The following is an 11241-nucleotide window of genomic DNA, read 5'->3' as shown; positions in this document are numbered from 1 at the left end:
GGGGGGGGGGCCGGGGGGGGGGGCCGCCGGCCCCTACCCCCCCGCCGCCGGGCACCCCCACCGCGGCGCGGCGCCGGCACCACCCGGCGCGGGCGGCCGCCATGCCCTCGGCATAGGCGGGATCGGTGGAGACGGAGCGGCAGGCGACGAGTTCGGCAAGCCGCGCGACGAAGCCGGCGCGGTCGTCCAGCAGCCGCGCGAGGACGGGGTCGCTCAAGAGATCGCCTTCATCAGCTCGCCGAAGGTTTCGGCCGATTGCTCGCGCCGCCCTTCCTCGATGTCGGCGATCAGGCGGCCGACCGCGTTCAGCCCCGGCGTCGGGATGCCGAGTTCCGCGGCGAGCTTCGGCACGATGTTGAGCTGCGCGCCCGCTTCCGTCTTGCGCTTGCGCACGGCCAGGTCGCGCCAGATGCCGGAATGGGTCTTGGCGTTCGGCGCGTTGAAGTCGCGCAGCCAGTCCACCGCTGCGTGCGCCTCCGCGACATCGCGGCCGGGCGCGAAGGCCATCGGGTCATACTGCCCGAAGCCGCGCGGCGTGACGCCGCGGGCGAGCGCGACCGCCACCACCTCCCGCCCCACCGCCAGCCAGGCGGGAAAGCGCGCCGGGTCGGCGAAGTTGGCGGTCATGGAATCGTGGTTCAGCGCGGTGGCGAAGAGCATCGCGCCATAGGACATCTTGCCCCAGAGATAGCCCCAGATGTCCTCCGTCAGGATCGCATCGGGCTCGAAGATCCTGAGCAGGTCGTGCATCGCGCGCGTGCGGTCGCGGACGGAGCCGTCGATCTCGCCCACCACCACGGCGCTGCGTCCGCCGAACAGGATGCGGCCGGGCTCGTGCCAGTCCGCGCTGAAATTGACGAAGCAGCCCATGGTGCGCTCGGCGCCGACGGCCTCCGCGATCTCGATCTCGTTCAGCCCGTTCTGCGCGGAGAGCACGAAGCCGTCCGGCTTCAGGTGCGGCGCGAGCATCGGCAGCGCGACCTTGGTCGCCTGCGCCTTCACGGCCAGCACGATGCGCGAGTAGGTGCCGGTCAGTTCCTCGGGAGTCACCGCCGGGATGACGACCCGAAATTCCTCGATGGGGCCGAAGATGGTGAGGCCCGTCGTGCGGCAGGCCTCGACATGCTCCTGCACCGTGTCCACCAGCAGCACGTCGTGGCCGGCGCGCGCCCAATAGGCGCCAAGCGTGCCGCCGATGGCGCCGGCGCCCCAGATGACTAGTGGGTCGGCCATGGTCCCTCCAGCGCTTCGCGCGTCTCGGCGACGCCGGTGTCCCAGATCGCCTGCATCACCACATCCGGCATCTGCCAGGGCCCGCCGAAGGAGCCGTCCTCCAGCATCTCCCGCACCTTGGCCGGTGGCGACGCCTTCATCAGGGCGGTGTTGACCTGCGGCTTCCTGCCTTCCGGTGCCGGCGCGTGGGCCAGGCGTGTCCAGCGAAAATTCTCGAACCAGTTGCCGTGGCTGGCCGAGGGATCGGCCGCCATCGCCGCGGCCCAGCTGCGCGGCGCGTTGTACCAGTTGTGGAACTTGATCGAGAGCTCGGGCCGTTCCGTCATCATCTGCAGCGCCAGCGCGCCGACGGGCGCGTTGCCGCCATGCCCGTTGACGATGAGGATGCGGCGGAAGCCGGAGGCCGCGACGCTTTCGATCAGGTCGCGCGCCACGGCGAGCAGCGTCTCCACCCGCAGCGAGATGCTGCCGGGAAACGCGGCAAAATACGGCGCGAGGCCGAAGGGCATGGCCGGGTAGACCGGCACGCCCAGCGGCTCCGCCGCTTCCACCGCCACCCGCTCCGCCAGGATCGCATCCACGCAGAGCGAGAGGCCGGCATGCTGCTCCGTGCTGCCGAAGGGCAGCACGCAGCGGTCGTCACGCCGGAGGTACTCCTCGATGTCGCGCCAGTTCGCGTCCGCGATCCTCATCGCGTCGTGCGGCCGGCACGGGAGGTCCGCAGGCTCATCGCGAAGCCGGCAGGACATCCCACGCATAGGTCTCCTCGTCGCTGCGGCCGACGCGCAGGCTGACGCGGTCGCGCCGCATCGCCCAGGCGGAGCCGACGGCCGCGATCGGGATCGCGATGCGCTCGGCGGTGTAGATCGCGCCGATCCGCTGCAGCAACTCCTCGCGCTTCTTGTCGTCAAGCTCGACATTGGCGGCCTGGATCAGGGCGTCCAGCTCGGGGTTGGAGTAGCCGGTCCAGTTGAAGGCGCCGAGGCGCTTCTCGCGGTCGTTGGTGTGCGCATTGGCCGAGTAGTAGTAGTTCGCCTCGCCGGTCAGCGTGCCCCAGCCTGCCATGATGTTCGAAAGCTCGCCGCGCGCGCGGGCGGGGAAGATCACCGCGGCCGGCTGGCCCGCGGCCTGCACTTCCAGCCCGATCCGCGCCAGCATCTGCGTGATCCCGGTGCCGACGCCGGCATCGCCGGGCAGGCGGTTGTTCGTGAAGTTCAGCACCATGCGGAAGCCGTTCGGATAGCCGGCCTCGGCCAGGAGCTGGCGTGCGCGCGCGACGTTCGGCGTGGGGAGCGCGATGTTCGGGTTGTACCCGAAGATGCCCGGGGTCACCATCTGGCTCTGCGGCGTGCCGAGGCCTTCCATGGCGACTTCGGCCAGGGCGCGGCGGTCGATCGCGAGGTCGATGGCCTCGCGCACGCGCGGGTCGCGGTAGGGGTTCGCGGCCAGGCGCGATCCGTCGCGTGCCGTGACCTGCGGCGTGTTCTCGCGCTGGTCGAGCGCCAGGTTGAAGACATAGACGGTCTCTGCCTTGACCACCGAGATGTTGCGGTCGCGCTCCAGCGTCTGCACATCGGCGGCCGGGACGCGCACGATCATGTCCACCTGGCCGGTGCGCAGCTGCGCCACGCGGGCCGCGGGGTTGGTCAGTTCGCGCCGCACCACGCGCGCCCAGTTCTGGCGAGGGCCCCAATAGTTGTCGCTGCGCTCCATGGTGAACTGCTCGCGCGGCGTCCAGGACACGTAGCGATAGGGGCCGGTGCCGATGGTCGCACGGCCGCTGTTGAAGGCCTCGTTGGAGTTCTCCGGCGTCAGGCCCGCGGTGGCACGGGCGGAGGTGACGAAGAGGCGGATGAAGTCGTTGGGCAGCGTCGGCGCCGGCCCGTCGGTGACGATGTGGATCGTATGCGGGTCCACGATCCGCACTTCCTGCACCCGGCGCACATAGATCCGCGTCGGATTCGGACCGGAGAGCGTCTGCATGCGGCGGATGGAGGAGGCGACGTCCTCCGCCGTCATGTCGGAGCCGTCATGGAACTTGACCCCGCGGCGCAGCTTGAACTCCCAGGTGGTGGGATTCACCACGCGCCAGGATTCCGCGAGGCCGGGCTCGATCTGCAGCCGGTCGCCGGAATGGGTCAGCGTGTCGAAGACATGCTTCAGCGCCTCGGAGTGGGTGCCGGTGGCGGTGAAGTGCGGGTCCATGCTTTCCGGCCCCGCGATCACGCCCATGGTCAGGGTCTGGGCCGCGGCACTGCCTGAGATCAAGGCAGAGGCGGCGGCGAAGGCAAGCAAGTGGCGTCGCATGGTTCCGTTCTCCCGAGGGCTTCCCGCGGATCGCATGCTAGGTATGGCTTGCGCCCGCTGTCCATGCCCCGATACTCGGTCCGATGCTCGGCTACGTCATCCAGCGCCTGCTGCAGGCCGCCCTCGTCATGCTGGCCATGTCGGCGCTGGTCTTCGTCGGCGTCTACGCCATCGGCAACCCGATCGACGTGCTGATCTCGCCCGACGCCACGCAGGACATCCGCGAGGCGGCGATCCGCCACTACGGGCTGGACCTGCCGCTGTGGCAGCAATACCTGGCCTTCCTCGGGAGGCTGCTGCGGGGCGACCTCGGCAATTCCTTCGTGCTGAACATCCCGGTGACGCAGCTGGTGTTCAGCCGCCTGCCGGCGACCCTCGAGCTGGCGCTGGCCTCCGTGCTGATCGGCGCCTTCATCGGCATCCCGCTCGGCGTCTATGCCGGCTACCGGCCGGACAGCCCGCTCTCGCGCGGGATCATGGCCTTCTCCGTGCTGGGCTTTTCCGTGCCGACCTTCTGGATCGGGCTGATCCTGATCCTGACCTTCGCCGTGAACCTCGATTGGCTGCCGGCCGGCGACCGCGGGCCGACGGTGGAGGTGCTGGGGGTGGAGTGGTCCTTTCTCACCTGGGAAGGGCTGCAGTTCCTGATCCTGCCCGCGCTGAACCTCTCCCTCTTCAAGCTGGCGATGATGATCCGCCTTTCGCGCGCCGGCACGCGGGAGGTGATGCTGTCCGACACGGTGAAGTTCGCGCGCGCCGCCGGGCTTTCGGAATTCACCATCCTGCGCCGGCACGTGCTGCGGCTGATCTCCATCCCGCTGGTCACCGTGTTCGGGCTGGAATTCGGCTCCACCCTCGCCTTCGCCGTGGTGACGGAGACGATCTTCTCCTGGCCGGGGGTGGGCAAGCTGATCATCGATTCCATCACCTCGCTCGATCGGCCGGTGATGGTGGGCTACCTGGTGCTCGTGGCCTTCCTGTTCGTGACGATCAACCTGGTGGTGGACCTGACCTACGCGCTGCTCGATCCGCGGCTCCGGCGCGGAGGGCGCGCGGCATGAGCCCGGCGCTCTCGGCCTTCTGGCAGGAGTATCGCGAGAACTGGATCGCGGTGGTCGCGCTGGCGGTGGTCGCGATCGTCGTCGCGGCGGCGCTGGCCGCGCCCCTGATCGCGCCGCAGGATCCCTACGACCTGGCGAACCTCAATCTGATGGACGCCAGGCGGCCGCCCGGCTTCGTCGGGTCCAACGGCTATGTCCACTGGCTCGGCACCGATGCGCAGGGGCGCGACCTGTTCTCCGCCATCCTCTACGGGCTGCGCATCTCGCTGCAGATGGGGATCGCGGCGGGCGCGGTGGCGCTGACCATCGGCACGCTGCTCGGCGTGCTGGCGGCGCATGCCGGCGGCAAGGTCGAGGCGGCGATCATGCGGGTGGTGGACCTGCAGCTGTCCTTCCCGGCGATCCTGCTGGCGCTGGTGCTGGTGGCGGTGCTGGGGCAGGGGCGGGTGCCGCTGATCATCGCGCTGGTCACGGCGCAATACGCGTATTTCGCCCGCACGGCCTATGGCGCCGCGACGGCGGAGCGGCAGAAGGACTATGTGGAGGCGGCGCGCGCCACGCCGCTGCCGGGCCGGCGCGTGGTGTTCCGCCACATCCTGCCGAACTGCCTGCCGCCGCTGATCGTGGTGGGCACGGTGCAGGTGGCGAATGCGATCGCGCTGGAGGCCACGCTGTCGTTCCTGGGTCTCGGGCTGCCGCCCACCGAGCCATCCCTCGGCATGCTGATCGCCAATGGCTTCCAGTACATGATGAGCGGACGGACCTGGATTTCCGTCTATCCCGGCATTGCGCTGATCGTGCTGATCGTCGCGATCAATGTGGTGGGCGACCAGCTTCGGGACCAATTCAATCCAAGGCTGAGACGATGAGCGCGTTGCTCGAGGTCGCCGGGCTGCGCACGCATTTCATGACGCGCGCCGGCGTCGTGAAGGCGGTGGAGGGTGTTTCGTTCACGCTGGAACGGGGCGAGATTCTGGGTCTGGTCGGCGAATCCGGATCAGGGAAGTCGGTCACCGGGTTCTCGCTGATCGGGCTGGTGGACCCGCCCGGCCGCATCGTCTCCGGCTCCATCCGCTTCGACGGGCAGGAGCTGGTGGGCCTGCCGCCGGACCGCATGCGCGCGCTGCGCGGCAAGCGCATCGCCATGGTCTTCCAGGACCCCGCGGCGACGCTCAATCCGGTGCTGACCATCGGCGCGCAGATGGCGCTGGCGGTGCAGGCGCATGGCGGCGGCAGCGACCGCGCGGCGCGCGACCTTGCCGCGCGCACGCTAACCCGAGTCGGCATCCCGGACGCGGCGACGCGGCTCGATGCCTATCCGCACGAATTCTCCGGCGGCATGCGCCAGCGCGTGGCGATCGCGACCGCGCTGCTGCACGGGCCGGAGCTGATCATCGCCGATGAGCCGACCACGGCGCTGGATGTCTCGATCCAGGCGCAGATCCTGGCCGAGATGAAGCAGCTTGCGCGGCAGTCGGGCACGGCGCTGATCTGGATCAGCCACGACCTGGCCACCGTCTCCTCGCTCGCCGACCGCGTGCTGGTGATGTATGCGGGGCGTATCGTGGAGAGTGGGCCGGTCGCTTCCGTGCTGCGCGCGCCGCTGCATCCCTATACGCGCGGCCTGCTGGACAGCCTGCCGGCGATGGCGCGGCCCGGCGAGAAGCTGAACCAGATCCCGGGCAGCACGCCCTCCCTGTTGTCGCTGCCGCCGGGCTGCCCCTTCGCGCCGCGCTGCCCGCGCGCCACCGAGATCTGCCGCAGCGACCCGCCGGTGGTGACCCAGCCGGAGCGGATGGCGTTGTGCCACCATCCGCTGGAGATGGCGGCGGCATGAGCGCGATCCTCACCGCGGAACACGTCACGCGCCGCTTCTCGCCCCGCATCACGCTGGGCGACCGCATCGCGGGCCTGCTGGGCGCGACGGTGGATCGCCGCGCGGTGCAGGCCGTGACGGATGTGTCGCTGCAGGTGCGGCAGGGCGAGACGCTCGGCCTGGTGGGCGAATCCGGCTGCGGCAAGTCCACGCTCGGGCGGATGCTGGCCGGCATCCTGCCGCCGAGCGAGGGCGCGGTGCGGCTTTCCGGTGCGCCGCCGATGCGCGGCAGGCACAAGACCACCACGCGCATCCAGACCGTGTTCCAGGATCCGTATGCCTCGCTGAACCCGCGCATCCGCATCGGCGACACGATCGCGGAAGGGCCGATCTCGCACGGCCTGGTCACGCGCGCCCGCGCGCCGGCCATGGTGGCGGAGTGGCTGTCGCGCGTGGGCCTCGACCCGGCCTTCGCCACGCGCTTCCCGCACCAGTTCTCCGGCGGGCAGCGGCAGCGCGTGGCGATCGCGCGGGCGCTGGCGATGCAGCCGGAGGTGCTGGTCTGCGACGAGCCGGTGGCTTCGCTGGATGTCTCGATCCAGGCGCAGATCCTGAACCTGTTCCTCGATCTGCGGCAGCAGCTCGGCCTCACCTGCCTGTTCATCTCGCACGACCTGTCGGTGGTGCGGCATGTCAGCGACCGCGTGGCGGTGATGTATCTCGGCCGCATCGTGGAGATGGGCGATGCGGCGAAGGTCTATGCGGCGCCGCGGCATCCCTACACGCAGGGGCTGCTGGATTCGGTGCCGAAGCTGATGCTGGGCGGGAACGCGGCGGTGCGCTTCGAACCGATCAGCGGCGAGCTGCCCTCGCCGCTTTCGCCGCCGCCTGGCTGCGCCTTCCACCCGCGCTGCCCGAAGGCGACGGAGCTGTGCCGGCGCGAACGCCCGCCGCTGACGGCGCGGGAGGACGGCACGCTCGTCGCGTGCCACCACGCCTAGCTCAGCGGTTCCGCCGCGCGAGCGACTGCCCGGCCACATAGCCCCAGGTCATGTAGGGCCCGATCGTCGTGCCGGTGCCGACGCCGCGCGTGCCGATCGGGTTCGCGCTGGAGGCCCCGGCGGCGAAGAGGCCGGGGATCACGCTGCCATCCGGGCGCAGGACCTCGGCATTCTCGTTGGTGCGCGGCCCGCCCTTGGTGCCGAGGATGGAGCGGTTGAAGGGCATGGCGAGGAAGGGCGGTTGCGTGATCGCCTCCAGCCCGCCGCGGCGGCGCTTGTCGCCGGAGGCGGCGGCGTCGGCGGCGGAGGGCCTGCCGAAATCCGCATCGCGCCCCGCGTCGCAGGCGGCGTTGTAGCGCGCGACGGTCTGCTCCAACGCTGCGGGATCGAGGCCGATCAGCGCGGCGAGGTCCGCGATGCTGCCGGCCTGGCGCAACCAGCCGGGATCGGCGCGCGCGGCCCAGCGCGCGGGCGGCAGGCGATCCAGCAGCCGCGCATCGCTGATCACCCAGCCGGGCAGGTGCAGCGGCGCGCCGGATGCGTCGCGCGCGTCCATCGATTCGCCGATGTTGAAGCGCAGCTCGTTCACGAAGCGGACGCCGCGGCGGTTCACCACGATGGCGTTCGGCTCGGTGTGGAAGGGCACGGGCCGCGCCAACACGCGGCCCCAGAGGCGCGTGGGGATGGAGGGTGTCAGCGTCGCCTGGTCCATCCGGTCGAGCATCGCGCCGGCCGCTTCCGCCATGCGGTGCCCGTCGCCGGTGTTGGAGTGCGGACTGCCGAGGTAGTCCACGGGGCCGGGGAAGTGTTCGGCCAGAAGATCGGGATCCCATTCGAAGCCGCCGGTCGCGATCACCACGCCGCGCTGCGCCGTCACGCGATGCAGCGCGCCGCGCTGCTCCACCACCGCGCCGGTGACCTCGCCCGATTCCTCCTGCGTGAGTTCCAGCGCATGCGCCTCCGTCTCGATGCGCACGCCGGCATCGAGGCAGCCGCGCAGCAGGCCGGTGACCAGCGCCGTTCCCTTGCCGCGCGTGTTGGTCAGCAGGCGCCACAGCAGCCGCGGCCAGAGCTGCGCCGCGGTGCGGAAGGGGTGGTGGTAGAGATCGGTCTCCACCGCCTCGTGATAGGTGAAGAGCTCCGGGATGGTGGATTTGCGGATGCGCAGCGCGAAGCGCCCCGCGCGCCAGCGGCTGAGCGGCAGGGGCGAGAGCATGCGGCCGCGCGGCTTGGCGCCCGGCAGGTCGCGCAGCGGATCGCCCTCCGGCGTCAGCGCGAAACGCAGCGGCGTTTTTTGTTCGATGAAGCGCAGCATCTGCGGCCCGGCTTCCATAAGCCGTTGCCACAGCGCGTCCTCGCGCGCCGCCCAGCCTTCCGGCGCGGCCGCGCGGATATAGGCGAGCGCTTCCTCCGTGCTGTCGGCGATGCCGGCGGCCTCGGCGTGGTGGTTGGCTGGGATCCAGGTGCCGGCGCCGGACATGGCGCTGGTGCCGCCGAGTCGGTCGGACTTCTCCAGCACCGTCACGCGCAGCCCCGCCGCGGCGGCGGCGAGCGCGGCGGTCAGTCCCGCCGCGCCGGAGCCGAGGATCAGCGCGTCCGTCTCGTGCCGCATGACGCGGCGCGATTCAGAACGCGACCTTGTCGCCGCCCTTCAGGCTCAGGATCTCGCGCGCCTCGTCCGGGGTCGCGACGGACATGCCGAGCCCCTCGATGATCTGCCGCGCCAGCCGCACCTGTTCCGCGTTGCTTTCCGCCAGCTTGCCCGGCCCGGCCCAGAGGCTGTCCTCGAGCCCGACGCGGACATTGCCGCCCATCGCCGCCGCCGTCGCCGCGACGCGCAGCTGCGACGCGCCGGCGCCGAGCACGGACCAGCGATAGGCGTCGCCGAACAGGCGATCCGCGGTGCGCTTCATGTGCAGAACGTCCTCGGGGTGGCTGCCGATGCCGCCCTGGATGCCGAACACGGTCTGGATGAACAGGGGCGGCTTCACCAGGCCCTGATCGAGGAAATACTTCAGGTTGTAGAGATGCGCCGTGTCGTAGCACTCGAATTCGAAGCGCGTATCGTTCTCGGCGCAGGTGGTCAGGATGTACTCGATATCGGCGAAGCTGTTGCGGAAGACGATGTCCTTGTTGGCGAGGTAGTCCGCCTCCCACTGGTGCTTGAACGTCTTGAAGCGGTTGAGCATGCCGAACAGGCCGAAATTCATCGAGCCCATGTTGAGGCTCGCGACTTCCGGCTTGAAGGTGGCGGCCGGCGCGACGCGCTGCTGGATGGTCATGGTCGGCGCGCCGCCGGTGGTCAGGTTCACCACGCAGTCGGAGCGCTGCTTGATCACGCGCAGGAAGGGCGCGAAGGCTTCCGGCGTCTGGTCGGGGCGGCCGTCCTTCGGGTCGCGGGCGTGCAGATGGATGATGGCTGCGCCGGCCTCGGCCGCGCCGATCGCGGCATCGGCGATCTCCTGCGCGGTCACCGGCAGGTGCGGCGACATCGAGGGCGTGTGGATCGCGCCGGTGACGGCGCAGGTGATGACGACCTTGCGGTCCAGCTTGCCGGCCATGCGGGCTTCCTTCCCCGTATCAAGGCCCGCAGGGTGGCGGGCCGGCGGCGCAGCGGCAAGCCCGGGCGCGGCTATCCCGCCAGCCAGCGCGCCGCCATCTCCCGCAGCAGCGGTCCGGTGACCGGCTTGGCCAGCACGTCCTGCATGCCGGCGGCCAGGCATTGCTCGCGCACCTCGGCCACGCCGGCGGCCGTCAGCCCGATCACCACGGGCTGCGGCCCGTGCCCCGCCCGCAGGGCGTGCGTCGCTTCCAGCCCGTCCATGTCGGGCATCAGCAGGTCCATGAAGATGATGTCGTAGGGCGCTGCGTGCTGCGCCTGCACCGCTTCGGCGCCACCTGCGGCGACATCCACGACGTGGCCGGCGCGGGTGAGGTGGGCGGCGGCGACGATGCGGTTGGTCGGCAGGTCGTCCACCACCAGCAGCCTGCCGGTGCGCGGCGGCGCGGCTTCTGTCGCCGCGGCCGGCTCCGGCGCGGCGGCCTCGCCGACCGGCACCGTGAAGGTGAAGACGGAGCCCGCGCCGAGCGCGCTCTCCACGCTGATCGCGCCGCCGAGCGAGGCGGCGATGCGGCGGCAGATCGCCAAGCCGAGCCCGGTGCCGTCCAGCCGGTCGCGCCCGGCGCGCCCCGCCCGCACGAAGGGCTCGAACAGCCGCTTGCGATCCTGGTCCGACAGGCCCGGCCCGGTATCCGTCACGGCGATCTCGAGACACGGTCCCGGCGCGCGGCGCGCGGCGATGCGCACGCCGCCGCGTTCGGTGAACTTGAGCGCGTTGCCGATCAGGTTCACCGCCACCTGGCGGATGCGCGCCGGGTCGGCCGCCATCCAGGCCGGCTGCAGCAGCGCGGTGTCGAGGGTGAGCGCGAGCGACTTCCGCGCGGCCTGCAGGCGGAAGCTCTCGACCGTCTCCTCCAGCAGGGCGGCGCAGTCGAAGGGGCGCGCCTCGACCGAGACCTTGCCGCTCTCCAGCGCGGCGAGGTCGAGGATGTCGTCGATCAGCCGCAGCAGCGCCTCGGCCGAGCCGCCGACCATGTCGAGCTGGCGGCGCTGGTCGGCGTCCAGCCGGCCGCCGCCGAGCAGCTCGAGCCCGCCGATGATGGCGTTCAGCGGCGTGCGCAACTCGTGGCTGACCATGGCGAGGAAGGCGAGCCGCGCGCGGCCGGCCCCGCCCGCCGCGGCCCCCGCCGGTTCCAGCTCGGCGGTGCCGGCCCCGACCCGCGCCACCACCCGGCCGGCGCGCACGGCGCGCGCGCCGTTGGG

General features: G+C 71.2%; 11 protein-coding genes. 4 read left to right on the top strand and 7 right to left on the bottom strand.

The features are described 5' to 3' along the window. From AC1MIR_RS21840 to AC1MIR_RS21825, 4 genes are all read right to left on the bottom strand, one after another. Window positions 1-217: hypothetical protein (locus tag AC1MIR_RS21840; RefSeq protein WP_480030299.1), on the bottom strand; the 217-nt coding region annotated here is incomplete at its 3' end. After that, complete coding sequence (locus tag AC1MIR_RS21835) at window positions 214-1233, bottom strand: ketopantoate reductase family protein (protein WP_480030298.1); 1020 nt, start codon at window positions 1231-1233, stop codon at window positions 214-216. The genes AC1MIR_RS21840 and AC1MIR_RS21835, both read right to left, overlap by 4 nt. Then, a complete protein-coding gene (locus AC1MIR_RS21830; protein WP_480030297.1) occupies window positions 1218-1925 on the bottom strand; it encodes a creatininase family protein in 708 nt (235 codons plus the stop codon). The genes AC1MIR_RS21835 and AC1MIR_RS21830 overlap by 16 nt, the downstream gene beginning before the upstream one ends. A 34-nt stretch (window positions 1926-1959) precedes the next feature. Next, window positions 1960-3540 (bottom strand): ABC transporter substrate-binding protein, encoded by a 1581-nt coding sequence (locus AC1MIR_RS21825; RefSeq protein ID WP_480030296.1) that lies wholly within the window; start codon window positions 3538-3540, stop codon window positions 1960-1962. 83 nt (window positions 3541-3623) lie between these two features. Between AC1MIR_RS21825 and AC1MIR_RS21820 the strand changes: the two genes are divergently transcribed. From AC1MIR_RS21820 to AC1MIR_RS21805, 4 genes are read left to right on the top strand one after another with little or no spacing between them, the layout of a single operon-like run. Next, the gene (locus tag AC1MIR_RS21820) at window positions 3624-4601 is read left to right on the top strand and encodes an ABC transporter permease (RefSeq protein ID WP_480030295.1); all 978 of its coding nucleotides are present in this window, start codon (window positions 3624-3626) and stop codon (window positions 4599-4601) included. Next, on the top strand, window positions 4598-5470 hold the full coding sequence (locus tag AC1MIR_RS21815; RefSeq protein ID WP_480030294.1) for an ABC transporter permease: 873 nt from the start codon (window positions 4598-4600) through the stop codon (window positions 5468-5470). The genes AC1MIR_RS21820 and AC1MIR_RS21815 overlap by 4 nt, the downstream gene beginning before the upstream one ends. Beyond that, complete coding sequence (locus AC1MIR_RS21810; protein ID WP_480030293.1) at window positions 5467-6438, top strand: ABC transporter ATP-binding protein; 972 nt, start codon at window positions 5467-5469, stop codon at window positions 6436-6438. The genes AC1MIR_RS21815 and AC1MIR_RS21810 overlap by 4 nt, the downstream gene beginning before the upstream one ends. Then, window positions 6435-7418: an ABC transporter ATP-binding protein gene (locus tag AC1MIR_RS21805; protein WP_480030292.1), complete on the top strand. Its 984-nt coding sequence runs from the start codon at window positions 6435-6437 to the stop codon at window positions 7416-7418. The genes AC1MIR_RS21810 and AC1MIR_RS21805 overlap by 4 nt, the downstream gene beginning before the upstream one ends. Before the next feature lies 1 nt (window position 7419). On the opposite strand, the gene AC1MIR_RS21800 is transcribed toward AC1MIR_RS21805, so the two are convergent. From AC1MIR_RS21800 to AC1MIR_RS21790, 3 genes are all read right to left on the bottom strand, one after another. After that, a complete protein-coding gene (locus AC1MIR_RS21800; protein WP_480030291.1) occupies window positions 7420-9030 on the bottom strand; it encodes an FAD-dependent oxidoreductase in 1611 nt (536 codons plus the stop codon). A 13-nt stretch (window positions 9031-9043) separates the two neighbouring features. After that, a complete protein-coding gene (gene kce / locus AC1MIR_RS21795) occupies window positions 9044-9979 on the bottom strand; it encodes a 3,5-dioxohexanoate:acetyl-CoA acetone transferase (protein ID WP_480030290.1) in 936 nt (311 codons plus the stop codon). 71 nt (window positions 9980-10050) lie between these two features. Further along, the coding region (locus AC1MIR_RS21790) for an ATP-binding protein (RefSeq protein ID WP_480030289.1) at window positions 10051-11241 on the bottom strand (1191 nt) is incomplete at its 5' end.

The sequence above is a fragment of the Falsiroseomonas sp. RANM36 genome (genome assembly GCF_056682175.1).
Note: the sequence above shows the minus strand (reverse complement) of the source record. Positions and strands in the feature narration are given on the sequence as shown.

What these genes read in the sequence shown, in the direction of transcription:
- AC1MIR_RS21820 (WP_480030295.1), top strand. Translation starts at nt 3,624, where the DNA reads ATGCTCGGCTACGTCATCCAGCGCCTGCTGCAGGCCGCCCTCGTCATG.
- AC1MIR_RS21805 (WP_480030292.1), top strand. Translation starts at nt 6,435, where the DNA reads ATGAGCGCGATCCTCACCGCGGAACACGTCACGCGCCGCTTCTCGCCC.
- AC1MIR_RS21830 (WP_480030297.1), bottom strand. Translation starts at nt 1,925, where the DNA reads ATGAGGATCGCGGACGCGAACTGGCGCGACATCGAGGAGTACCTCCGG.
- AC1MIR_RS21835 (WP_480030298.1), bottom strand. Translation starts at nt 1,233, where the DNA reads ATGGCCGACCCACTAGTCATCTGGGGCGCCGGCGCCATCGGCGGCACG.
- AC1MIR_RS21810 (WP_480030293.1), top strand. Translation starts at nt 5,467, where the DNA reads ATGAGCGCGTTGCTCGAGGTCGCCGGGCTGCGCACGCATTTCATGACG.
- AC1MIR_RS21825 (WP_480030296.1), bottom strand. Translation starts at nt 3,540, where the DNA reads ATGCGACGCCACTTGCTTGCCTTCGCCGCCGCCTCTGCCTTGATCTCA.
- AC1MIR_RS21800 (WP_480030291.1), bottom strand. Translation starts at nt 9,030, where the DNA reads ATGCGGCACGAGACGGACGCGCTGATCCTCGGCTCCGGCGCGGCGGGA.
- kce (WP_480030290.1), bottom strand. Translation starts at nt 9,979, where the DNA reads ATGGCCGGCAAGCTGGACCGCAAGGTCGTCATCACCTGCGCCGTCACC.
- AC1MIR_RS21815 (WP_480030294.1), top strand. Translation starts at nt 4,598, where the DNA reads ATGAGCCCGGCGCTCTCGGCCTTCTGGCAGGAGTATCGCGAGAACTGG.